The sequence below is a fragment of the Nocardia sputi genome (assembly GCF_023501985.1).
In genome coordinates this window covers 174,040-197,328 of record NZ_JAMFLC010000014.1, presented here as the reverse complement: position 1 = coordinate 197,328, position 23,289 = coordinate 174,040, and the positions used below count along the sequence as shown (strand labels likewise).

Below are 23,289 nucleotides of genomic sequence, written 5' to 3'. Positions count from 1 at the left end.
CCGATTCCTCAGTGCGATGTCGTTCCCGACCTCATATGTTCGACGTCCGAGCGCCCCGAACGGTTCCCGGCGACACCCGTAAGGTTGCGAGAACCGAGGCGAGGGCAGCCCGCGCGAGCCGAAATCGCCTACGGCGCCGGGAAACCGCGCTAGTCTCCGGATAGGCCGGCCGATGGGGAGGTACCGCCCTGGACACGCTGTGGACATTCCTCGTGCACCGGCGACACCAGTTGCTGGTCGACTCCTATCTGCACGTCTCGGCCGTGGTGCAATCGGTGCTGCTGGCCACGGTCGTCTCGGTGCTGGTCGCAGTGCTGGTCTACCGCAGCCCGTTCGGCTCCGCGATCGCCTCCGCGCTGGCGGGCGCGGTGCTCACCGTTCCGTCGTTCGCGCTGCTCGGTCTCCTGATCCCGGTCCTCGGCCTGGGTGTCGCGCCGACGATCACCGCGCTCGTGGTGTACGCGCTACTACCGATCATGCGCAACACCATCATCGGACTCGCTTCGGTGGATCCGGCCGTGACCGACGCGGCTCGGGGAGTCGGGATGAACCGGCTGCGGGTCCTCACCCGGATCGAATTGCCGCTGGCCTGGCCCGCGATCCTGGCCGGAATGCGGGTGAGCACCCAGCTGATCATGGGAATTCTCGCCCTCGCCGCGTACGCCAAAGGTCCCGGGCTCGGCAATCTGATCTTCTCCGGGCTCGCCCGCCTCGGCAGTCCGAACGCGTTGCCGCAGGCGCTGGTCGGCACGATCCTCGTCGTCGTGCTCGCCCTCGTACTCGACGGAATCTACGTCCTGATCGGACGACTCACCACTTCGAGGGGACTGGCGTGACCGAGACCGAAAACCGTGGCCAGCTCGCCGGATCCGTCGTCTCCGGTGTGGAGATCGTGCTCGACTCGGTGACCAAACACTATCCGGGCCAGCGTGATCCGGCCGTGAACAGCGTCTCGCTGACCATCCCGGCCGGTGAGATCGTGGTCCTGGTCGGTCGGTCCGGCTGCGGCAAGACCACCACCATGCGGATGATCAACCGGCTGATCGAGCCGACCGCGGGCACCATCACGATCGACGGCCGCGACGCGGCCACGATCCATCCCGATCGGCTACGGCGCGGCATCGGCTATTCGATCCAGCAGGCGGGCCTGTTCCCGCATCTGACGGTGGCGAAGAACGTCGCGACGGTGCCGGGCCTGATCGGCTGGGACCGGCGGCGTATCTCGGCGCGGGTCGAGGAGATGCTGGAGCTGGTGGGTCTGGACCCGGACACCTTCCGCGACCGCTATCCGCGCCAGCTCTCCGGCGGCCAGCAGCAGCGCGTCGGAGTGGCCAGAGCGCTGGCGGCCGACCCGCCCGTGCTGCTGATGGACGAACCGTTCGGCGCGGTGGATCCGATCACCCGGGCACTGCTGCAGGAGGAGTTGCTGCGCCTGCAAGGCGAACTCGGCAAGACGATCGTCTTCGTCACCCACGATTTCACCGAGGCGGTCAAACTCGGTGATCGCATCGCCGTGCTCGGTGACCGATCCCGGATCCTGCAGTACGACACGCCCGCCGCGATACTGGCCGACCCTGCCGACGAGACGGTCGCCGGTTTCGTCGGCGCGGACGCCTCGCTCAAACAGCTCACGCTGACCCGGGTCCAGGACGTCGAACTAGGCGACTGCCCCACCGCCACCGAGCAGGACCCGGCCGAGGCGCTGCGCGCCGCGCTGGCGGACCGGGACCGGCCGTGGGCACTGGTGCTGGACGGTCAGCGCCGTCCACGCCGCTGGGTCTCGACCGCGCAGCTCGCGCACGCCGACTCGCTGGGCGACCTCGGATCGCCCGTGACGCAGACGTTGTCGCTGAAATCCACCCTGCAGGACGCGCTCGAGGCGCTGCTGACCCAGCGGAGCGCGACCGCGGTGGTGACCGGCACGCGCGGCGAATACGCCGGGCTGATCAGCATCGACACCCTGGTCGGCCACCTGGCGGCGCTGCGGACCGAGCACGGAGCCGACGCCGCCGCGACGGACGGCGCACCATGACCGCCCTTACCGCGGCGCCCGCCACCCAGCGCAGAGGCGAGCGCATCCGGTTGGTCGTGCAGCCCGTGCTCGTCCTCGCGCTCACCGCGGGCGTGCTGGTGTGGGCCTTCGCCCGCGACCTGACTGTCACGCAGCAAGCCAGTCTGAACGCGGGCAACGTCGCGACGGTCACCTGGCAGCACGTACTGATCACCGCGACCGTGGTGCTGATCGTGGTCGCGATCGGCGTCCCGCTGGGAACCCTGCTCACCAGACCGGGGTTCCGCCGCTCGGCCCCGGTTTTCGTGGGCGTCGCGAACATCGGCGCGGCCGCACCGGCTATCGGCCTGATCGTGCTGTTCTATCTGGCCACCCGCACCACGGGCTTCTGGATCGGGGTGGCGCCGATCGCGTTCTACTCGCTGCTTCCGGTGCTGCGCAACACCATCCTCGGCTACCAGCAGGTGGACCGGACGCTCGTCGACGCCGGTCGCGGACAGGGGATGTCGGCCGTGACGGTGCTGCGCCGCATCGAATTCCCGCTGGCGGTCCCCTACATCCTGGCCGGGCTGCGCACTTCGCTGGTACTCGCGGTCGGCACCGCGACGCTGTCGTTCCTGGTGAGCGCGGGCGGGCTCGGCATCCTGATCGACACCGGTTACAAGCTGCGCGACAACGTCACCCTGGTGGTCGGCGCGGTGCTCGCGGTGGCACTGGCCTTGCTGGTGGACTGGCTCGGCGCGCTCGCAGAGGAATTCCTCGGGCCGAGTGGGCTCGAATGACCCGGGTGTGGCGGGTATTCGCGCTCGGGCTCGGGTTGGCGCTTGTGGCCGCCTGCGGACTCGAGTCCGGCGGCGCGGTGCCACTGCGGGTGGGGCCGGGCAGCATCGGCCCGATCCCCGAACTGGACGGCGTGCGCATCACCGTGGGCTCGAAGGATTTCACCGAGCAGAACATCCTGGGGTATCTCATCGAATTCGCCCTCACCGCGGCGGGCGCCGACGTACGCGACCTGACCAACATCCAAGGCTCCAACAGCGTGCGCGACGCCCAACTGCACGGGCAGATCGACCTCGCCTACGAGTACACCGGCACCGGTTGGATCAACTACCTCGGCAACGAGACGCCGGTGCCCGACGAGATCGGCCAGTTCGAGGCGGTGCGCGAGGCCGACCTCGCCGAGCACGGCATGGTGTGGACGGCGATGGCGCCGATGAACAACACCTACGCACTGGTCATGAGCGCGCGCACCGCTCAGGAGACCGGCGTGCGCACGCTGTCGGACTACGCGGGACTGGCCGCCGCCGATCCGGCCGCCGCGTCCATCTGCGTCGGCACCGAGTTCAACGTCCGCCAGGACGGGTTTCCGGGTCTGGTCCGCAAATACGAGATCGACGCGGGCAAAGTGAGCAAGCGGATCGTGCAGGACGCGGTGGTCTACCAGGCGACCGCCGACGGCAAGCAGTGCCGCTTCGGCTCCGTCGCAGCCACCGACGGACGCATCCCGGCGCTGAATCTGGTGCTGTTGCAGGATGATCGCGGCTTCTTCCCGAAGTACAACGCGGCGCTGGTGATGCGCAAAAGCTTCGCCGACGAGCATCCGCAGGTGGCCGCGGTCATGACGCCGATCTCGCAGCGCCTCACCAACGAGGCCATCACCGAGCTCAACCGCCAAGTCGACGTGGACGGACGCGAACCCGCCGAGGTGGCGCGGGACTGGATGATCGCCCAGGGGTTCGTCACCGCGCGCTGAGCCGGGTCCTCGGGTCTGCGCGTCGGGCCCGCGTCCGCTCAGCCGGACGACATGGGACAGGCGCTCGATGCCGGACGACCGCCTGCCGGCGAATTGACCGTCGCCGGTTCGCCGACCACACCGAGGTCGCGTCCCAGTCCGCGCCCTGCGGGGCTCCCAGGTGAGCCCCGCATCCGGCTCGGTCGACCCCGACGCTCAGCGCGGGTCGCGACCCAGGTAACGCAGCAGACTCGCGACGGCGGCGCTGTCGGCGGGGCCGTCCACGATGGCGGCGTACGCGCCCCACTGACGCAACGGCTCGACGATTTCGGCCGCCTCGCCACTGCCGGGCGCCGGGTGGATGGCCCGCGCCGCGGTGAGCAAGTGCGTGGCGAGCTCGTCGGTCAGCGGCGACGGCTGACCGGTCGCGATCGCGATGTCCCACGCGTGCACCGCGGCGTCCAGCGCGCACATCACGGCGGCGACGGGGGTGGCGAGCGGGCCGTGCGGCAGTGGGGTCGCCACGCTTTCGTCGGCGTCGCGGACCGTTGCCCAGGCGGTCGAAGTCTGCTCGATCGCCGCGCGCACCAGCTCCGACGGGGCGCCGTCGATGACACCGGAGGGTTCGAACGGGTTGTAGGCCGGACCGTCGCCGATACCGAGCAGTTCCGCGAAGGCCAGTTGGTCTCCCGCGGCGTGCTGGACCACCTGCGTCACATCCCATTCCGAGCAGGGGGTGGGCAGGTGCCACTGATCCGCCCGCACCCCCGCGACCACGTTCTCCAGTGCTCGATAGGACTCGGCGAGCACGTCCCGCCAAACGGGGCGCAAAGTGACGGCGGCGGTGCTGGTGGCGTTCATGTCGTAGCCTTTCGGTTTTTTTCGCTGTGACATCAGCCTATGCGCGCATTAGGCTATTTTCGTTCCTAATTTCTGAGGAGAAAAAGTGACGTCTACCTCTACGCGCCTGCTGCGGTTGCTCACGCTGCTCCAGGACCGCGCGCACACCGGCCGCGAGCTGGCCGAGCGTCTCGGCGTCACCGATCGCACACTGCGCCATGACATTCAGCGCCTGCGCGAGCTCGGCTACCCGGTGCACGCCGAACGCGGCGCGATCGGCGGCTACCGGCTCGGCCGGGGCACGACCATGCCGCCGCTGCTGCTCGACGACGACGAAGCGGTGGCCGTCGCGGTCGCGGTAGGGCTCGCCGAGGACGGCTCCACCGGCATCGCGGACATCGCCGAGCACGTCACGAAAGCACTGGGCAAGCTGGACCAGATTCTTCCCAAACGCCTGCAGCGCAAGGTATCCGCGCTGCTGAACGCGACGGCGATCGGTCCGGCCACGACCGGATCGCGAGAGCCGGACGCGCCCGTTCCCGCCGCCGTGCTCACCACGCTGGCCGGCGCCATCCGCGACGGCGCCACGGTCCGGATCACCGAAGCCGCGACCGAATCCTCCGTCGAGATCGAACCGTATCGGCTGATCAACTGGCAGCGCCGCTGGTATCTGGTCGCCTACAGCCTGGCAGACCACTCCTGGCGCGCGATCGCGGTGGCCGGGATCCTGCGCGCCGATGCGAGTTCTCGCCGTTTCGCCGCGCGCTCGCTGCCCGACGACGATCTGGTCGCCTTCGTCATGCGCCATATCGCCACCACCGGCTGGAAGGTGCGGGCCCGGGTCACCGTGCTCGCGCCCGCCGAGACCGTCATCGCCCGGATCAATCCCGCCGTGGGCGTGGTCGAGGCCGTGGACGCGGACACCTGCGTGCTCTACACCGGCGCGGACGCGCTGGAGACGATCGCCATCTACCTGTCCATGCTGATGATGGACTTCCGCGTCGACGGACCGCCGGAACTCGTCGCCCACATTCGCACCCTCGGTCGCCGTTATACCGATGCCGTCGCCGCCCCTGACCCGCCGAAGCGATGAACACGACCCCAGGGCACGCTGCGGGACATACGGCGTCGCCCCCGAGGCGAGGCCTTCGGCCTAGCGCCGGTGGAGAGCGGCAGCATGCGCGGAGGCCATCGGCTGTTGCTGGAGTCACCGCTCGCGCGAAAAGGAGCCGGGCTCCGCTCACAGATCAGCAGGCGCGTATGTGGCAGCCGAGACAGGCAGATCCGGATCGGTGCCCGTCCCGGATCAGGAATGCCCGATAGTGGTGGCCGCGTCAGCCGTCTTCCGCATCGGAATCAACGCGGTCAGGCCGATCGCGACCAGCGCCGCCGCCATCGCGATGAGGAAGGTGGTGTGGAACCCGTCGCGTGAGGGCAGCAGATGCGGACCGTACTGGATGGTCATATGCGCCAGCACCACGCTCATCACCGCGGCCGAGGTCGAGGTGCCGATCGAGCGCATCAGCGAGTTCAAGCCGTTGGCCGCCGCCGTCTCGGTGATCGGCACCGCGCCCATGATCAGCGCGGGCATCGCCGCATAGGCCAGGCCGACGCCGCCCGCGACGATCACCGAGGCGAGCACGATCTCCCAGACGCTGTTCATCAACACCACCGCGCACAGATAACCGACGGCGATCACCGCCGAGCCGAGCGCGAGGGTGACCTTCGGGCCTCGTTTCGCCGACAGCCGCGCCGACACCGGCGAGAGCAGCATCATCACGAAACCGGTGGGCGCGAGCGCCGACCCGGCGCCGACCATGGACAACCCGAAGCCGTATCCGGTCTGTTCCGGCGCCATCAGCAGCTGCGGGAAGGTCAGCGACATGCCGTAGAGCGCGAATCCGATGGCGATCGACGCGGCGTTGGTGAACAGCACCCTCGGGCGCGCCGACACCCGCAGGTCCACCAGCGGCGAACGCTGCCGCAGTTCGAAAGCGCCCCAACCGAGGAACACCACCACCGACACCGCGAACAGCATCAGGATCGGCGCGCTGGCCCAACCCCGATCCGCGCCTTTCGTGATCGCGACGAGCAGCGCGAGCAGCGCCACCGACAGCCCGATCGCACCGCCGAAGTCGAACCGGGCGGGCGTGCGCACCGGCGACTCCGGGACGAATGCGAAAACCGATGCGGCGCAGACGACACCGAGGACGGCGGAGGTCCAGAACAACATGTGCCAATTCGCGTGCTGTGCGATGGCCGCCGCGACCGGCAGGCCGACCGCGCCGCCGACGCCGAGCGTGGCGCTCATGATCGCCATCGCGGAACCGACCCGCTCGGCGGGCAGTTCGTCCCGCATGATGCTGATGCCGAGTGGAATGGCCCCGACCGCCGCACCTTGCAGCGAGCGCCCGACGATCTCGGGCAGCAGCGTGGAGAACACCGCGCAGACCACCGAACCGGCGACCATCAGAAGCAGATTCGCGAACAAGATGCGGCGCTTGCCGAACATGTCGCCGAGGCGGCCGCTGATCGGGGTCGCCACCGCGCCCGCCAGCAGCGCCGCGGTCACTACCCAGGACGCGTTGGACGCCGACGTATTCAGCAGGGCGGGCAACGACGGAATGATCGGAATGACGAGGGTCTGCATGAGCGAGACCACGACACCGACCATGCCCAGCGTCGCGATGAGCAGGGCGGGCGCGGGACGGCGCCGATCCCCCGGACCTGAGACGGTCGAAGTCGCATCGGCAGCTACACTCACATATGCACGGTACATATCATGTGTATGGTGCACAATTTGGAATCGGCGTGACGCACGCGACATAGTGAGGTCATGTCCGATTCCGGTTCCGGCGGCAACGCGGCGCTGAGCCGCCTGGCCTTCGAACTCTCCCTGCTGTCCAGGCACTTCCCCGCCGCACTGCTACGCCGTCCCGGTTTCCGACTCGACCGCTCCGCGTATCTGATCCTGACGCGACTGGAACTGGACCAGCCGCTGAGTCTGCGCGAGCTGTCCGAAGCCTTCCAACTGGACATCTCCACGATCAATCGTCAAGTCGGAGCCATGCTCAAACAGGGCCTGGTCGATCGGGTGCCCGACCCCGAGGGAGGCATCGCTCGCAAGATTCGTGCCAGCGCGAAAGGGCTGGAACTGCTGGCCTCCGACCGCAAGCAGAGCCGTCAAGGTATCGGCGCGGTGGTGGCCGACTGGACCGACGCCGATGTCGATCAATTCGGCGAGCTGATCGCGCGATTCAACCAGTCGGTCGAGGACCGGGAGAACAATCCCTGGCCGCGCCCGCCGCACATGGAGTGACGCACGATCGACTGATGTTCGCCGAAGCATGGCTCGACGACACGGCGAGTGCGGCCACTTCGTCCCCGGCCGAACCGGATGCTCACAATTTGCCCTTGTCGCCGCGAGCTCGGCGTTAGGCTCCCCGCATGCGAAAAGCACCTCAGCCGAAGGGAACCGCGTGGTGGGACAACTACCTTGTCGCACTGGTCGGTTTCTTTCTCGCGGGCGGGCTGGCCTTCGCCGCCGTCACCGCAGCCCAAGCCGACGCCTACCCATTGGCGATAGCCCTGGGAGTGCTGGCCGTTCCCTTCGCCCTCCCCACCGTCGTGCAGATCGTGGGCGAACTCGTGGTCTACCTGACCCTGATCGGACTGATTCTGCTCCTGCCGGTGCTGACCGTCAGTCCTGAGTTGCGCGAGTGGGGGAAGAACCGGTGGCACGGTCTGAGGTAGACGCCTAGCCGCAGACCTGCTGGTGCGCGTTACGCAATGCGACAGCGAGCGGATCCTGCGACAGACCATAGGGGTCGATGCTGTTGCGCACCACCCAGATGGCTCCGCCGACTACCAGGCACAGTGGCGTCGGAGGCTGCGACGGCGGATTCGCGTGCGCGATCGTCGCGCCCCCTGCCATGAACGATCCGGCGATCACCAACGCCGCGAGCATTTTTCGCATCGTGGAGTCCTTTCGTCGCCGCACAGCGTACGCCGGATCCCGCGGCCGGACCGGCGAATGCGGCGCCTGCGTCCGAGCGGACCAGGACGCCGTGCCGTTAATACCCGCGGACGACTCGGCGATTCCCGACCGACAGGTGGTATCGACGAGAAAGAAGGTTGACGTGAGCGATGACGTTGACGTGAGCGATGACGCGGCCACCGCCGAGCGATTCGCCGACCGTCTGGTGGCGTCGGCCCTGGGCGCCATCGACCTGCTGGCGATCCATCTGGGTGACCGGATGGGCTGGTATCGAGCGCTGGTCGACCACGGTCCCGCCGATGCCGCGGAGCTGATCGCACGCGCGGGCGGCGACGAGCGTTACGCCCGCGAATGGCTGGAACAACAGGCCGCCGCCGGGATTCTGACCGTCACGCCCGACCGCCGGTTCGAACTGCCCGCCGGCGCCGCGGAGGTGCTCACGGATCCCACCAGCTTGAACTATCTGGCGCCGCTGGCGCGCATGCTGGCCGCCGCGGCGGTGCAGTCACCGGCGCTGATCCGGGCCTATCGGGACGGCGGCGGCGTTGGATGGTCGGAGTTCGGCACGGACATGCGCGAAGCCCAGTCGGATATGAACCGGCCCTGGTTCGAGCGACGGCTCGCCGCCGCGCTGACCGGCGTACCGGATCTCGCCGAGACGCTGTCCCGGCCGGGAGCACGGGCCGCCGACGTGGGCTTCGGCGGCGGCTGGTCCACCATCGCGCTGGCCAGGGCCTACCCGGACCTGACCGTCGACGGCTACGACATCGACGAGCCGTCGGTGGACATGGCCAACCGCAACGCCGCCGCGGCCGGGCTCTCGGATCGGGTGCGGTTCCACCGCGCCGACGCCGCGACCGCCTTGGGCGAGCAGGCCTACGACGCGATCTTCGCCTTCGAATGCCTGCACGATCTGCCCCACCCCGTGCCGGTGCTGGCCGCGATGCGTCGTGCACTGCGTCCCGGCGGCGCGGTGGTCGTCATGGACGAAGCGGTGGCGCCGGAGTTCCGGGCGCCCGCGGATGACGTCGATCGGCTGATGTACGGATTCAGCCTGCTGATCTGCCTGCCCGACGGCCGCGCCCATCCCGGCTCGGCTGCCACCGGCACCGTCATGCGCCACGACACCCTGCGCCGTTACGCACGCTCAGCGGGCTTCGCCGATATCGAGGTGCTGCCGATCGAGGATTTCGGCTTCTGGCGCTTCTACCGCATGATCCCGTGAGCGCGCTCCGGTCGGCACATCCCGAACCGCGAAGTCACGCGATATAGGGACGTTCTGCCCGCGCCGACCGGAGCGCCCGCCCCCACCAGACCAGCTGTTCGAGCAGTTGATCGGCCGCGGCGACCGGCATTTGCGGATCCGTCGGTTTCCCAGCCGAATCGAACCGCGTGCCCGCGTCGTGGAAGCTCACCGTGTCGCGCACGGTGACCGCGTGCAGTTCGGCGAACACGTGCCTGAGATGCTCCACGGCACGCAAGCCGCCGGAGATGCCGCCGTAGGAGACGAACCCGACCGGCTTGGCCCGCCATTCGATGTAATGCCAGTCGATGGCGTTCTTGACCGACGCCGGATAGCTGTGGTTGTACTCGGGTGTCACCACGACAAATGCGTCCGCCGCGGCCAGTCGGGGGCCCACCGCTGCCAGCGCCCGCGCCGCCTGCGGCTCGGGACTGCTGGAAAGCCGTTCCGGCAACGGGGTTTCGGCCAGATCGATCACGTCGACGGTGACGTCGTCGCGCCGGTCGGCATGCTCGGCGAACCACTTCGCGACGGTCGGGCCGAAGCGGCCCGCACGGGTGCTGCCGATGATCACGGCGAGTTGGAGCGGATGGTCGGACATGATCGGTTCCCTTCGACGCGTGCGATACCGAGAACAGCGTCGAACCTGAACCAAGGTTCATGTCAAATCGGCTCTCTCGCCGATCAGACCTCCAGATCCTCCTCGATCCCCTTCAGGCGGTGCCGGGCCAACGCGAGATTCGCCCGGCCCCGGTCCAGGGCCAGGTAGAGGAACAGGCCCTTGGACTTGCGCCCGGTCATCGGCCGGATGATGTGGTACTGGCCGGACAGCGTGATGAGGATGTCCTCGATCTCCTCCTTGAGCCCCAGCTGGTCCATGGTCCGCAGCTTGGCCCGCACCACCTCGGTGTTGCCCGCGCCTGCCACCTGGAGATCCAGGGACTTGGAACTGCCGAGCATGCCCAGCGCCATGCCGCTGTTGTAGTCGACCACGGCGGCGCCGATCGCACCGTCGATCACCATCATGTCTTTGAGCGCCAGATCCATATTGGACATAGTTGTTCCTTTCAGTTGGTTTTCGTGGCTTGTTCGCTTCGTGCGTCGGTCGCCACCGGCGTCAGCAAGTCGGCGATCGCGCGGGCCGCCGGACGGGATTCCAGATGCAATCGGCCGATGTTCACCTCGGGGGCGGCCAGGACGGTGAGCGAGGTCCAGCCGGCCGCGTAGATCACCACGTGCCCGCCGGTGCCGTGCACCACGACCTCGTTGAACCCGCCGCCGTGCGCGGTGCTGGCCAGCCGGTGCGACAGCGACAGCTGGGAGGCGGCCATGGCGGCCATACCGTTGGGCTCGATCTGCGGGGGTAGATCGTGTGCGACGAGCAAGCCGTCGTTGGATGCCACCAGCGCGCCGGTCAGCCGAGGGACACGATCGCGCAGTGCCTTCAGCTCCGTGAGCACCGCCGCGTTCGGTTCGGGTCCGGACATCGCCACCTTGGTCAACCTTCCCATCCAATCGCCGAGCAATTTCTTTCGCGTGGTCACGCGAGTTCCTCCAAAGCCGCTTGCAGGCGGACCAGCAAGTCGCGGTCCGGCGGCTCCGGGCGATCGGCGGCGGGGATCGGCGCGGCCGCGTGCCGCCCACGGCGCCGGGGAAGCCGACCCGGCGGGGCGATCACGGGTGCGGCCGCTTCGGGTTCCGTGGCCACCGGCCCGGGCACGACCGGCTCGGCCGCCGTCGGCGCGGACGCCGGTACGGGCAGCTGAATCAGCCCCGCTGCCGTCAGGTCGCGCACCGCGACGAGGCATCCATAGGTCGTCCGGCCGAGTTCACGCCCGATGCCCGCGACGCTGCGCCGGCCATCGGCGGCGGCCAGCACCTCCGCTTGGCCCCCGGTGAGTACGACACGCCGCCGCCGCACCCTGCGGACCGGCACCACGGGGACGCGGTCGACCAGCTCCGCGGGCCACGGCCCGGATTCCGGGTCGCCGCGTCGCGCGCACTCCTGCACGAGAACCCGGGGCGTGATGTGGCATACGGGGGCGAGCCAGTGCGGCGGCGCGGGCCGGAACTCGGGGACGGCGGGTGAGGCCAGCAGAAAGTAGGCGGCGTCGAAGACCGACAGCATCGCCAGGGTTTCCAGCCGCGGCCTTCCCAGCACACGGCCGGGATCTCCCGCTCTCGCGCGCCGCCAGTCCTCGGCGGTCGCCACGCCCGCCTCGACCACCAGCCGGTCCAGCCCCGTGGTGCGACGGCAGTCGGCGGAAACGATCGCGCCTCCGGCGAGATGGAACGCGCCGTCGCCCGCGTGCAGCACGCCCGTACTCCCTTCCTTCTCCAGTCGCCGTAATTCCACCGCGAGTTCAGGGCTCATGAGCGTCCTCGGCCAATTCGTCGAGAATTCCACGGAGCTGGAATCGCGCCATCGCCAGATTCCCGGTGTCGTCGTCGAACAGCACGTGCACGAAAAGCCGCCCGTCGAAGTCGCCGTTCACCAGGTTCAGCAGGTGATATCCGCGAGTTCCGCACACGATGATCTCGGTGACGTCGTCACCGTCGCCGCCGGTCGACAATGCCGGGCAGGCGAGCACCGCCCGCACCACATCCGTTGTGGCCGCGGCATCTTCGTGCTCGTCCACCTGATCGTGCCTGCCGTCCGCGGCGATCGCCAGACCGCTCGCGCCGTCCACGAGCGTCACACTGCGCGCACCGGGAATATCCATGATGCGTTTGAGACAGCCGTCGATACCGATCACGCGCCACCACTTGTCATGTGAGGGGTTTACGGTTTCCAGACGCTACACACGGGCAGTGGGCGTGTACAGCAAATCGGGGGAGAAATTTCCGGTAAAAACCATTTGCCCTGGAAAGGGTCGAATTAGACCTTTTGGTATTCAATACCTGTTGGTATTCAATACCTTTCGGTTTTTCCACGTCGACGCACCGGAGCCGACCACAATAAGTCCTCGCTACGGCCGCTCGAATGCTCCGGTGCCACTTTCGCGACACGACTGCGCAGGTTCACGCACGAACATGCGCCGCACCGAGTACAAGTTCTCGCGCGCTGCTCGCTGGGCAAGGCCGGACGGTCCGCCCGACAGTCACCACGCAGCAATCAGAAGACCCGCCCGGTCCGGGTCGACGCCGACTCGGCCGCGGCGCCGTAGGACGAAAGGTCAGTTCGCGGTGAGGCCCGTGGCGATCTTGACCACGACCTTGTCGCCGGTCACTTCCTGCACGGTGATGGTGCGCCCGTCGGCGGATTGGGTTTCCCCGGCCGGGACCGTGACCTCCTGACCACCCACCGAGAGAGTGACCAGATTCCCGTTCACAGCAACGAGTTTCGTTTCGATGCCGAGGATGCTGGCTTTCGCGTCCACACCCCGGTCGAACGTCACCGTGCATCCCGTGACGGTGCAATCGGTCTTCGTACCGGGGCCTTCCGCCGTGCAGGCGGCAGCGCCGAGCGAAGTCAGCAAGGCGAACATGGACACTGCGACGACCCGACGAAAAGCCACGCGCTCAGTGTAGAGCCAACGACCTCGCTGTCCGGAGCCTTTCCCGCACAGGCCATTCCCGTCGAGGATCAGCCGAACCGTCAGCGCCGGCCCCGCAGATAGTCGCTCACCACGGCGGCGCCGAGACCGTCGAGGTCCGGAGCCACCACGCGTCCGCCGCTGCGGCGGGCCACCAAGTCGACGAACGCGCCCAGTCGCAGATCGTCGCCGAGCATGAATACCGTCACCGACGCGCCTAGTCTGGCCAAGGCGTCGACCTGGGCCATCGTCACGGCCAGCGTGCGCGGCTCCGGGGGCCAGTTGAAGTACGCCTCACCGTCCGGTTCCAGATGGGCGGTCGGTTCGCCGTCGGTGACGACCAGCACGACGGGCACCGCGTCCGGGTGCCTGCGCAGGTGCGCCGCGGCCAGCAGCAGCGCGTGGTGCAGATTGGTGCCCTGCTCCCAGACGCCTTCCAGCGCGGTGAGTTCGCCGATGTCGACGGTCGTGGCGTGCCTGCCGAAGGTGATCACGCTCAGCGCGTCGGAACGGAAGCGGGTGCCGATCAAGTGGTGCAGCGCGAGGGCGGTGCGCTTCATCGGCACCCATCTGCCGTCCTGCACCATCGACCAGGACGTGTCGACGCACAGCGCCACGGCGGCCCTGGACCGCTGCTCGGTCTCCATGATCTCGACATCGGAAACATCCAGCGTCACCCGGCGGCTGCCCGTGGACGCCGACCGCAGCACGGCATTGCGCACGGTCCGCGACACGTCCCACGGCTCGGTGTCACCGAAGCGCCAAGCCCGGGAGCCACCGGTCGGCTCACCTGCCGCACCGGCCAGGGCCGTGTCGCGCTCACCGCGCCGAGACCGCAACTGCCCGACGACATCACGCAACGCCACCTCACCGAGCCGCCGCAAAGCCTTGGGCGTCAATCGCAGTGAGCCGTCCTGCGCCCGCTCGAAGATGCCTTGCTCGCGCAATTCGCGTTCCAGCTCGGCCAGCCGGGCCGCGTCCACGCTCGCATCCGCCCCGAGGTGGCGAGCCAGCGCGTCCAAGTCGATGTCCTCCAGCCGGGCGCCGGCGTAGGACTGGCCGAGTTGCTCGGCGAGCGCGTCGAGTTCGGCGAGGTCCTGTAGGGCTTGCGCGCCCGCGCCGAGACCGAGCGGGTCCTCGCCGCGGAAACGCCGCCCGGAAGTCCAGTCCTCGCCCGGGCGCAGCGCCCGCAGATGCGCGTCCAACGCGGCGACCTGCTGGGCGATGCCCGGGTCGCCGAACGCCTGGCCGATCAGCTCGGACAATTCCGCGCGCTGCTGCTCGGACATCGAGTTCATCATCCGTTGCGCGGCGGCGGCGCGGGCCGCGAGCGCGTCGATCAATTCCTCGGTGTCGCGTGGGTTCTCCGGAAAGAATTCGCCGTGCTCGGCCATGAACTCGGCGAATCGCTTCTGGGTGTCCTCGCCCCGCGCGTGGGCGGCGAGCAGGTCGTTCAGGTCGGACATCATCCGCCTGACCCGCTCGACGTCCTGGGGCGTCGTGTTCTGCAAGGCCTGTTTCATGCCCTCGAAGCGCGATTCGAGCAGCTCTCGGCCGAGCAGGTCGCGGATCTTCTGGTAGTTCTCGCGGCCGGTCGCGGATCGCCAGTCGTACTCGGCGAGTTCGGTGACGGCGGCGGCCGTGCTCGACGGCAGTGCGTCCAACTGCGCCTCGGCGAACCTGGCGTTGTCGGAGGGGTCGGGGAACAGGACGCGGCGCTCGGCGTCCAGCGCCTCTTCCAGCAGTTCCCGGACCTGTTGCAAAGTACCGTCCAGCCGGTGGCTCCGGGAGATCTCCGCACGGCGCTGCCACAGCCGGCGCGTCAGCTCCTCCAGCCCCGGCATGGTGCGGGTGCCGCGCCGCAGCAACTCTTGCAGAGCATTGCGCGGCGAACTTCCCTCCATCACGTCGCGACCGATCCGGTCCAGCGCCTCTCGCAGGTCCAGCGGGGGCGCCAAAGGATCGGGTCCGTCGTGATAGGGCCCGTAGGAGTAGCGATCGGAAGCGGTCACGACGCCCCGCCGGAAGCCACCGCGGTCATCGGCCGTACACCGCCACACCGTCGTCGGAGTCTTTCGCGATCTGACGCGCCAGGTAGAGCGCCTCCAAAGCGAACTCGACGGCCGAAGCGATCCGGGACGGTGGATCGGCGGCGTGGACACCGAGCCGTGCGGCGACTTCGTGCAGGACGGGCAGTTCGGGCAGCGCCGACAGGACCTCCTCGCCCGGCACGCGTTCGCCGGTGGTCACCAGATGGCCGTCACCGACCGCCTCGGCCAGCGGACGCAGGTTCAGACCACCGAGTAACGCCCGCGCGGTCTCGGAGAACGAGCGGCGCAGCAGGTGGGTGAGATGTTCCTGCTCCCGGCCCTCCTCGCCGGACTCGAACTCCAGCTTGCCGCGCAACACCGCCGGGACGGATTCGAGGTCGACGGGACGGGCCACGGCGGGACCCTCGCCGGTCACCGCGGATCTGCGCAACGCCGCCGCCGCCACGGTTTCGGCCGCGGCGACGGCGAACCGCGCCGACACCCCCGACCGCTGGTCGATCGCGGACGACTCGCGCAATTGCCGCACGAAGCGAGCGAGCACCTCGATCAGCGGATCGCCCACCTCGGCAACCAGCTCGGCCTCCTGGCGGACCAGAGCCACCTCGGCCGCCACGCTGAGCGGGTAATGCGTGCGGATCTCCGCGCCGAACCGGTCCTTCAGCGGGGTGATGATCCGGCCGCGGTTGGTGTAATCCTCCGGATTCGCGGTGGCGACGAGCAATACGTCCAGCGGCAGCCGCAGGGTGTAGCCGCGGACCTGGATATCGCGTTCCTCCATCACGTTCAGCAGCGCGACCTGGATGCGTTCGGCGAGATCGGGCAGTTCGTTGATCGCCACGATGCCGCGGTGCGCGCGAGGGACGAGCCCGAAGTGGATGGTCTCCGGGTCGCCGAGGCTGCGGCCCTCGGCCACCTTGACCGGGTCGACGTCACCGATCAGGTCACCGACGGAGGTGTCGGGCGTGGCCAGCTTCTCCGCGTACCGCTCCGAGCGATGGCGCCACGCGACGGGCAGGTCGTCGCCCAGTTCGGCGGCCAGCCGACGACCGGCCGGGCTGATCGGGTCGAGCGGATGTTCGCCCAGTTCGGCGCCCGCGATCACGGGCGTCCACTCGTCGAGCAGACCGACCAGCGAACGCAGCAGACGGGTCTTGCCCTGACCGCGCTCACCGAGCAGCACGACATCGTGCCCCGCCAGCAGCGCGCGCTCCAGCTGCGGCACGACCGTCCGGTCGAACCCGACGATGCCGGGCCACGGGTCGCCGCCGGAACTCAGCAGCGCCAGCAGGTTCTCGCGGATCTCGGTTTTCACGCCACGCGGCAGGTGCCCGGCCGAACGAAGCTCGCCCGCGGTCGTGGGCAGGTGTGCGGGAACTTTCACGAATTCGACGCTACGGCCATTCCGCCGCCGGGTCGACCGCAAAAGTGCCGCGCACGCTAGCTTACTAGCATGCTAGCATCGACGAGTGGGCGACGAGGAAGTGAAGCAGTTCAACGTGTACTTGCCGGTCGGGCTGATCAAGCAGGTGAAGTTCCGCGCCATCGAGTCGGGCACGTCCCTGTCGGCACTGGTCGCGGACGCGTTGCGCGCCTACCTGGACGACGCCCAAGACAACGATCAGGACTGAAGGAGAGGCGTTGATGACGACGACGGGCATCGAAGGCGTGCACGTGGAGACGCACAACTGGGGCAAGACGGCGAGATTCTTCCAAGCCCTCGGCTACGAGCCGGAGTTCACCACCGACCACAACTCCGGCCTGTTCCGCAACGGGGACGGACCTTACGTTTTCATCGCCGAAGTGCCGAATTATCAGAGCCCCCGGACACAACTCGTACTCACCGTCACCGACGCCGACACGTTCCAGCCGAACAGCGACATCGAAGTGGTCGCACCGTTCGAGGCAACCCATTACGGGACAAAGGAAATGACGGTGCGGGATCCCGACGGGCGCGAGTGGAGTTTGCAGGCTCAGGGCTGAGATCGCTCGGTGCCGGTCACGAGAGACCACCACAGCGGACAAGCCTCCGCATGGGTAGTCGTCTCGCATGCAGAACCACCCCGACCATGCAGCGCCAACCCGCGGAGCAGCGCTGTCGCCGACCGCCTTCGAAAGTCAGACGGTATCCCTGCGGCGTGCGGGCTAACGGGTGGTGAGCTGCCGTTCGTTGACCACGCGCGGTGCTGTGGCGGCCGCTGTTGCGGCAGCTTCCTCCACAATCGGCGCCTTGTCCACGGCCACGACCGGCGTTACCTGCTCCATCCGCGCCGGACGACCGTTGTCGTCCCCGCTGGGGGCGTAGTGCTGAGCCACGCCCGCACCGATCGGCTCCAGCGCACGGCCGTTCGGCGCAACGGTCTCCGAGCGCACGACATGCTCGGAGTCGGCCCCGGGCACGGTGACCTCCTGCGCCACGTCACGGGCAATCGACTCGGAGTGGGCCTCGGAAGGCTCCTGTCGTGCACCGTGCTCGTCGGCCGTCTCCGCGATTTCAGAGGCACTCGGCTCGGTCGCTGCGTCGGTCGGATGCTCCACCGGCCGCTCGGCCGGCTCCGGCTGCCTGCTGAAGCGGATGCGGTCGAGCGTCTGGCGCACCGCCGCCGCCAACCGCGCGTCGAGAACCGCCTCGTCCGGACTGGACTCGGCGGGCGGGTGCGCACCGGACTCGGAACCGGCGGCAGACCGCTCGACCGCCGGAAACGGTGTGGTGGCCAGCCACAGCTCGGTGAGTTCGGGCGCGGGAACAGCGGTGAGCGCAGCTGCTCGTGCTTCGTCGGCAGACGGCTGTCCTGCTTCGGCCGCGGTGGTCCGGTCCTGCTGCGGATCGGCGCCGGGGTGCTGCCCGGCCACAGCCGCGGCCTCCGGAGCTTGTTCGGCGCTGGAAGGCTCCCCGGCCCGGCGAGCGGTCGCAGGCGGCTCCATGAGGATGCTCGGCAGGATCTGGTTCCCGGCCCCTCCGACCTGAGTGAGCGCCGCAAGTCGTTCCTGGAGATCTTCATGGTCGGGCACGGCGGCGGTCGCTTGCTCGATCGCCCGCCCGTATCGCTCGGCGACGAGCCGGTGGGTGACGAGCGCGACGCCGATCATGATCGGTGCGATCGCGTGGATACCGATCCCGGCCAGGTCGCCTGTCCTGAAGTAGGGGAACGTGTTCAGCGCGATGCTCGCCGTCAGCAAGACGCCCTCGACGGTGTAGACCTGCCACAACCGATCGATCACCCCCCACTCGGCGGTATCCCCGGTGGACAGCATCAACGCGACGAGTACCGCGCTGATCAGCGCTTCCAAGCCATAGGACAGCCAGAACATGGGATTGCTCGCGCCGCCGGTCGGCGCGATGTTCTGCTGCACCGTGACCGCGGAGAACAGCATCGAGAACGCGACCACCCCGGCCAGCAGTCCCAGCACCCGCGGCTTGCGCTGGTGCAGGCGAGCCACTTTCGCGTGCGGACTGCTGCTGTGCCGCTGCTCACCGATCGCCTGCGCGGCCCGTAACAGGTCGGCAGCCTCGCGCTCGGCCAACTCGGCGGCCGTGCGCCGCACCCGCTCCGCGGCATCGGCGGCCGCCTGGATACGCGCCCGCTTCTCGTGGCGTTCGTAGTCACGCACGAGCTCGGCCAACTCGCGGGAGGCGGCGAGCTCACGCTCCGACAGTGCTTCCAGTAGTGCCGGGTCGTCCTGGTGGGCCAACCGTTCGTGCGCGATCTGCACCCGGTCCGGCAGCGCGCCTGCCACCAGGTCATCCACCGGCGGCGCCCCGGGGGACGCCTGGGTCGTGAAACGACGGAACATCAGCAAAGAACCTTTCCGACGATCGAGTGTTCCAGACGCAGCGCGCCAGAGCTTCCTCGGCCGTCGACCTCTTCCGAGAAACCGGTCGATCGCCTGGACCGGAGACCGACAAGATAACTCGTTATCGAAAGTCGTTCGACCCGACGAGCAATCGCGGTGGTCGGGGTCGGCCGCCCGGCAGCGCCGGTCGACGCCGGGACGGGACTCGGCTCAGTAGCCCTTCGCGGCAGCGCGCGGGTTCGTTTGCTGGACCTTCTCTTGGAGGTCGTGACCGTCTCGGGAGACGCCGTACCGTTCCATGACGTAGTTCATGCTGGCGGCGACATTGGCCACCGGATCGTGGATGTTGTTGGACGTTCCGGCCACGTGGTAGGCCTGGAAGGTGCTGGGGATGGTCTGCGTAAGCCCCCTGGACGCTCTTCCCGCTGCGGCGTTGCTGTCCCAGTTGTTGACCGCGTTGGGGTCATTGCCCGATTCCCGTTGAATCAGGACCCGGTAACCCTGCTTCCAGTACTCGCGGGCCACTGGATCGGTGATACCCAGCGCGTCGAGCGCACCCTCGATGGCGGCGTCGACCGAGACGTTGCCCTGGTAGCGGGAGTAGTCGGCGGCCGTCGCGGCGGGCACGAAGCTCGAATCCGGCGTATAACTGCGCTGCATGTAGTTGCTCGGCACGTAGTTACGGGGCGCTGACGCCGGAGTGTAGGCCGGGGTGTGTGTCGGCACGGAACCTTTGATGTCGTTCGCGTGAGCCTGCACCCGGTCGTTGGCCTTCTCGATCTCGTCGTGCACCTTGTCGATCGTCCGCAGCACGGTGTTCGCCAGCCTGAACTCGAGGTCGAGGTCGATGAACTCCTTGCCGGGACTCGGGCCCGTGATATCTCTGAGCGCATCCTGCAAAGCTTTGACGTGTTGCTTGACCGCCACGAAAGTGCCGCTCGAGATGTCGTATGCGCCGTAGGCGGACAGGTCGACGTTGGCGTCCTGCTTATGAATTTCCTCTTTGAGGTCGCTGAACTCGCGTGCGCGTTCGGAGTAGCCCTTGGCCAAGGCCGAGTTGTCCTCGTCACCGGTGATGAGCTTCTCATCGCGCAACAACTTCAGCATATCCGGGGCCTGCGAAGGCGTACCCGTCGCCAGCAGATCCGCGGAAGTCTGAATTGCCTCCCGCGCCGCCGCGAGGAACTCGATGAACCAGGGGCGCACGCCAGTGGGTGGGTCGAGCTTCACCACCCAGCGTTCCGGGCTCATCGAGGCACCTGGGCCTCGGGAACGCCGCTCCCGGTCGGCTCTGCGAACACCGGCATCATCACCTCACGCCTGATCAACCTCATGAGGCCCCGCGCGGCCTGCCACTTCGGACACTCACGAGTATCGCGCAGCAGGGGATGGACTTTTCCCGCCCATGGGAGTAGGTAGCGGCCTTGCGCTGCGAGAGGTTCATCCCCCTCGACATCACTCTGCGGCGCGCGACATTCCGGGGCGAAGTGTTTCATCGATGCGGTGCATCGACGGTTGCCCGGGGTTCGGTGGCAGTCCTGGCTCGGCGAACACAACCCGCTACTGCACAGATAGAGGTTCGTAGCCGAACGTTGCGCGACCTGAACGACGAAGGTCAGAACCGGGTGAAACCCGTGAGCAGTGGCCGTACCGTCGCCTCGCCGGCCGGGCCGGAACGCAGGCCGGCGAGCACCTCGTCGGACATCTCACCGTAGGTCTCGAACGACTGCACCTCGCAGTGCGCCATGACGTCCTTGATGTAGGGATCGGACATCTTCCAGTGCGCGAGCACGGCTTCGGAGTCGCGATAGAGCTGGAAGCTGTGGGCCACGCCGCGTTCTTCGTCGAGAAAGACCTGCACCATCAACTGCGGGCCATGTTCCTCGACGAATGCCACCGCCCGCTGCACAGCCGCCTCGAACTGTTCGAGGTGACCTTCGGTGATCCGCATGGTGTTGTGAAACAGAATGCTCATCCCTCGATCCTCGAACATCAAGGCCAGTTGAGGTCAATCCGAGCCGACGCACTCTTCCCCGTGTACCGCTCATAGCGAATCAGCGAGCGAGTTCGCCAGGCGAGCCTTCGCTTACGGCCCTTCGAACTGCTCGCTTCCGCACCGGCCGAACAGGCATCCCTTCCCACCGACGCCGAACACGTTCCCCTCCACAGCCCGGCTGACCGGCTCGACGCCACGCGGGCTGCGATGCGGATCCCCTCGCGGATCTCGCTGAACGAGTGCATGATCCGAAGTAGCCCACATAACTCAGGTGCGCCATCGCCGATGCCGACACCTCGAGTCACGTGACCGGACGGTGCGGGCGCGGCGAAACTACCGGCCCGCACCGTCGGCATCACGGGTTGTTCGTCAGTGACAGCGTCGAGCGGTGTGTTCTCTTGGCGGCTGTCCGCTCAGGATGGCCGATCGATGATCGGCTCTGTCGAATTCATGGGTGCGCCGAACCAGGAGGAGAGCGCTTCTCGCAGCGCGAGCGCGGCGGTGTCGGCGGGTTCGTCGACGGTGGCGGCCCAGGCGACGTGGCCGTCGGGACGGATCAGCAGGGCATCGGCTGTTCTGTTGTCGGCTTTGGCGGTGTGGATGTCTATCCGATGCCGCCAGTCTCGGGCGATCTCGCGGAGGTCTTGACGGTCGGTGAGGTCGAGCAGGACGGGCCGTGCGGTCTGCATGAGTTCCGCGACACTGGTGAAGCCCTGGTCGGTGTGCAACGTGAGGTCGGGTGCGAACGTGCCGGCCAAGGCGTGGTGGTGGGAACCCGGCATCGGATAGCGAATGTCGGTGTGGCCGACGAGGGCGCCCATACGACGCAAGGCCGGCTCGTCGACGAGCAACTCCTGGAAGACTTGCCGAAGCGCTTCGGCCGCCGGGTCGTGTCCGCGCCGCAGTGCCACCTGAGCTCGGGTCTGGAGCCGTGCCCGTGCACCGGCGAAGTAGCGTTCGTCGTGATAGGTGTCCAGCAGACCGGCCGGCGCCCAGCCGTGGATGTCGGCGCCCAGCTTCCAAGCGAGGTTGACCGTGTCGAGCATGCCGACATTGAGCGCCGTGCCTGTGGCGGGGAACAGATGGGCCGCATCGCCGGCCAGCAGGATCCGCCCGTCGCGGTATCGCTGCGCCTGCCGATCCTTGAAGGTGTAGCGGGTCAGCCGAGTCGGTTCTCCCAAGGGCAGATCCGCGCCGAGCACGCGGCGAATGCTGTCTCCGAGCTCGGTCGGAGTCAGCGGCTCGTCGTCGTCGTATTCGGTGGACTCGTCTTCGGTGGTTTGGAGGAACAGAACCCCGGAGCTGACCGCGAACGCGAACACACCGCGGTCTGTCCGCGTGAAACCCGCATGGATCGTGCCCAGCCCGGGGACGTCGATATCGCCGTTGTCGAGCACAGTCACCGAATCATGCACGGCGACCTGGGCCAGCCTGTTGACCTCTGGATATGTGACGCCGGGGAACTCGATTCCCGCCATGTCACGGATCCGGCTGCGCCCGCCGTCGCAGCCCACCAGGTACCGGGCGGTCACCTGGTGGGTTCCGTCCGGCCCGCGCACGTCCGCGGTCACCGTGGCGTCGTCCTGGCGCACCCCGACCACCTCGTGTCCGCGACGGATCTCGGCGCCGAGTTCGCGTGCGCGTTCTTCCAGCAGTCGCTCGATTTCCAGCTGCGGGATCGGCAACGCCCGCATCGGGGGATCTGCCAGATGTGTGAAGTCCAGATAAATATTGCCGAATGGAAAGCGGGGAGCCAGGTGCGGGTCGCTGCTGGCCGCCTCGAATCGGTCCAGAAGGCCTCGGTAGCGCAGCAAGTGCAGGATCCGCCCACCGAGACCGCTGGCCTTCGGAGTGTCACGGGGCTGCGGATGCCGCTCCAGCACCAGCGGTCGCACTCCGGCAAGGCACAGTTCACCCGCCAGCATCAGACCGGTCGGTCCGGCGCCCACGATGATCACATCGGTATCCGTCACTCGCTACTCCAATTTCTGCAGGTTCTAGCTTCGGCCGATGATTCTGCGGCATGACCCGGGCCTTGCAGCAAGCCCCCCGGTGCGCTATATGTTGAGAACGGAAAGATTCCATTGACCC

25 protein-coding genes are annotated in these 23,289 nt (G+C 68.0%); 10 read left to right on the top strand and 15 right to left on the bottom strand.

All coding sequences use genetic code 11. From position 1 onward, the window contains the following. The first annotated feature begins 188 nt into the window (after positions 1–188). From M8859_RS19275 to M8859_RS19260, 4 genes are read left to right on the top strand one after another with little or no spacing between them, the layout of a single operon-like run. A complete protein-coding gene (locus M8859_RS19275) occupies positions 189–836 on the top strand; it encodes an ABC transporter permease (RefSeq protein WP_249644642.1) in 648 nt (215 codons plus the stop codon). Then, positions 833–2,032 carry an ABC transporter ATP-binding protein gene (locus M8859_RS19270; RefSeq protein ID WP_249644631.1) on the top strand — a complete coding sequence of 400 codons (1,200 nt, stop codon included), beginning with the start codon at positions 833–835 and terminating at the stop codon, positions 2,030–2,032. Before M8859_RS19275 ends, M8859_RS19270 begins: the two co-directional genes overlap by 4 nt. Beyond that, positions 2,029–2,793, top strand: coding sequence for an ABC transporter permease (locus M8859_RS19265; protein WP_249644630.1), 765 nt, complete (start codon positions 2,029–2,031; stop codon positions 2,791–2,793). Before M8859_RS19270 ends, M8859_RS19265 begins: the two co-directional genes overlap by 4 nt. After that, positions 2,790–3,764, top strand: a complete 975-nt coding sequence (locus M8859_RS19260; RefSeq protein WP_159927519.1) for a glycine betaine ABC transporter substrate-binding protein — start codon at positions 2,790–2,792, stop codon at positions 3,762–3,764. Before M8859_RS19265 ends, M8859_RS19260 begins: the two co-directional genes overlap by 4 nt. Before the next feature lie 195 nt (positions 3,765–3,959). On the opposite strand, the gene M8859_RS19255 is transcribed toward M8859_RS19260, so the two are convergent. Continuing rightward, a complete protein-coding gene (locus M8859_RS19255; protein ID WP_159927521.1) occupies positions 3,960–4,604 on the bottom strand; it encodes a TIGR03086 family metal-binding protein in 645 nt (214 codons plus the stop codon). Positions 4,605–4,689: 85 nt separating this feature from the next. Here M8859_RS19255 and M8859_RS19250 point away from each other — a divergent pair, with 85 nt between their 5' ends. Next, positions 4,690–5,676 (top strand): helix-turn-helix transcriptional regulator, encoded by a 987-nt coding sequence (locus M8859_RS19250; RefSeq protein ID WP_249644629.1) that lies wholly within the window; start codon positions 4,690–4,692, stop codon positions 5,674–5,676. 213 nt (positions 5,677–5,889) lie between these two features. Here the strand turns inward: M8859_RS19250 and M8859_RS19245 are convergent, their stop codons facing one another. Continuing rightward, positions 5,890–7,347, bottom strand: coding sequence for an MFS transporter (locus tag M8859_RS19245; protein ID WP_223520889.1), 1,458 nt, complete (start codon positions 7,345–7,347; stop codon positions 5,890–5,892). A 72-nt stretch (positions 7,348–7,419) separates the two neighbouring features. On the opposite strand from M8859_RS19245, the gene M8859_RS19240 reads away from it, so the two are divergent. After that, positions 7,420–7,902 (top strand): MarR family winged helix-turn-helix transcriptional regulator, encoded by a 483-nt coding sequence (locus M8859_RS19240; RefSeq protein WP_159927527.1) that lies wholly within the window; start codon positions 7,420–7,422, stop codon positions 7,900–7,902. Between the two features lie 128 nt (positions 7,903–8,030). After that, positions 8,031–8,336 (top strand): hypothetical protein, encoded by a 306-nt coding sequence (locus M8859_RS19235; RefSeq protein WP_159927529.1) that lies wholly within the window; start codon positions 8,031–8,033, stop codon positions 8,334–8,336. A 4-nt stretch (positions 8,337–8,340) separates the two neighbouring features. On the opposite strand, the gene M8859_RS19230 is transcribed toward M8859_RS19235, so the two are convergent. Next, a complete protein-coding gene (locus M8859_RS19230; RefSeq protein WP_195072082.1) occupies positions 8,341–8,559 on the bottom strand; it encodes a hypothetical protein in 219 nt (72 codons plus the stop codon). Positions 8,560–8,740: 181 nt separating this feature from the next. Here M8859_RS19230 and M8859_RS19225 point away from each other — a divergent pair, with 181 nt between their 5' ends. Further along, positions 8,741–9,805, top strand: a complete 1,065-nt coding sequence (locus tag M8859_RS19225) for a class I SAM-dependent methyltransferase (protein WP_372492921.1) — start codon at positions 8,741–8,743, stop codon at positions 9,803–9,805. A 34-nt stretch (positions 9,806–9,839) separates the two neighbouring features. Here M8859_RS19225 and M8859_RS19220 read toward each other — a convergent pair whose 3' ends face one another. From M8859_RS19220 to M8859_RS19185, 8 genes are all read right to left on the bottom strand, one after another. Beyond that, a complete protein-coding gene (locus M8859_RS19220; protein WP_159927531.1) occupies positions 9,840–10,424 on the bottom strand; it encodes an NADPH-dependent FMN reductase in 585 nt (194 codons plus the stop codon). Between the two features lie 83 nt (positions 10,425–10,507). Next, a complete protein-coding gene (locus tag M8859_RS19215; protein WP_159927533.1) occupies positions 10,508–10,879 on the bottom strand; it encodes a hypothetical protein in 372 nt (123 codons plus the stop codon). 11 nt (positions 10,880–10,890) lie between these two features. Continuing rightward, the gene (locus tag M8859_RS19210) at positions 10,891–11,367 is read right to left on the bottom strand and encodes a roadblock/LC7 domain-containing protein (protein WP_223520884.1); all 477 of its coding nucleotides are present in this window, start codon (positions 11,365–11,367) and stop codon (positions 10,891–10,893) included. Beyond that, positions 11,364–12,197 carry a hypothetical protein gene (locus M8859_RS19205; RefSeq protein WP_159927535.1) on the bottom strand — a complete coding sequence of 278 codons (834 nt, stop codon included), beginning with the start codon at positions 12,195–12,197 and terminating at the stop codon, positions 11,364–11,366. Before M8859_RS19205 ends, M8859_RS19210 begins: the two co-directional genes overlap by 4 nt. Continuing rightward, entirely contained in the window at positions 12,187–12,579 is a 393-nt protein-coding gene (locus M8859_RS19200; protein ID WP_159927537.1) for a roadblock/LC7 domain-containing protein, read from the bottom strand. Before M8859_RS19200 ends, M8859_RS19205 begins: the two co-directional genes overlap by 11 nt. A gap of 420 nt (positions 12,580–12,999) precedes the next feature. After that, positions 13,000–13,341: a hypothetical protein gene (locus tag M8859_RS19195; protein WP_249644627.1), complete on the bottom strand. Its 342-nt coding sequence runs from the start codon at positions 13,339–13,341 to the stop codon at positions 13,000–13,002. Positions 13,342–13,421: 80 nt separating this feature from the next. After that, a complete protein-coding gene (locus M8859_RS19190; RefSeq protein WP_195072072.1) occupies positions 13,422–15,371 on the bottom strand; it encodes a vWA domain-containing protein in 1,950 nt (649 codons plus the stop codon). A 25-nt stretch (positions 15,372–15,396) separates the two neighbouring features. Continuing rightward, positions 15,397–16,791: an ATP-binding protein gene (locus M8859_RS19185; protein ID WP_159927541.1), complete on the bottom strand. Its 1,395-nt coding sequence runs from the start codon at positions 16,789–16,791 to the stop codon at positions 15,397–15,399. An 85-nt stretch (positions 16,792–16,876) separates the two neighbouring features. On the opposite strand from M8859_RS19185, the gene M8859_RS19180 reads away from it, so the two are divergent. Both M8859_RS19180 and M8859_RS19175 read left to right on the top strand, forming a co-directional pair. Beyond that, on the top strand, positions 16,877–17,038 hold the full coding sequence (locus M8859_RS19180) for a ribbon-helix-helix protein, CopG family (protein WP_159927543.1): 162 nt from the start codon (positions 16,877–16,879) through the stop codon (positions 17,036–17,038). 13 nt (positions 17,039–17,051) lie between these two features. Next, positions 17,052–17,390 carry a VOC family protein gene (locus tag M8859_RS19175; RefSeq protein WP_159927545.1) on the top strand — a complete coding sequence of 113 codons (339 nt, stop codon included), beginning with the start codon at positions 17,052–17,054 and terminating at the stop codon, positions 17,388–17,390. 162 nt (positions 17,391–17,552) lie between these two features. On the opposite strand, the gene M8859_RS19170 is transcribed toward M8859_RS19175, so the two are convergent. The 4 genes from M8859_RS19170 to M8859_RS19155 form a co-directional block, all read right to left on the bottom strand. Further along, positions 17,553–19,202, bottom strand: coding sequence for a hypothetical protein (locus M8859_RS19170; protein ID WP_195072074.1), 1,650 nt, complete (start codon positions 19,200–19,202; stop codon positions 17,553–17,555). 210 nt (positions 19,203–19,412) lie between these two features. Continuing rightward, positions 19,413–20,453, bottom strand: coding sequence for a transglycosylase SLT domain-containing protein (locus tag M8859_RS19165; protein WP_236565592.1), 1,041 nt, complete (start codon positions 20,451–20,453; stop codon positions 19,413–19,415). Positions 20,454–20,817: 364 nt separating this feature from the next. Beyond that, positions 20,818–21,177, bottom strand: a complete 360-nt coding sequence (locus tag M8859_RS19160) for a hypothetical protein (RefSeq protein WP_201295303.1) — start codon at positions 21,175–21,177, stop codon at positions 20,818–20,820. Between the two features lie 434 nt (positions 21,178–21,611). Beyond that, entirely contained in the window at positions 21,612–23,171 is a 1,560-nt protein-coding gene (locus M8859_RS19155) for an FAD-dependent monooxygenase (protein ID WP_159927549.1), read from the bottom strand. Between the last annotated feature and the right edge of the window lie 118 nt (positions 23,172–23,289).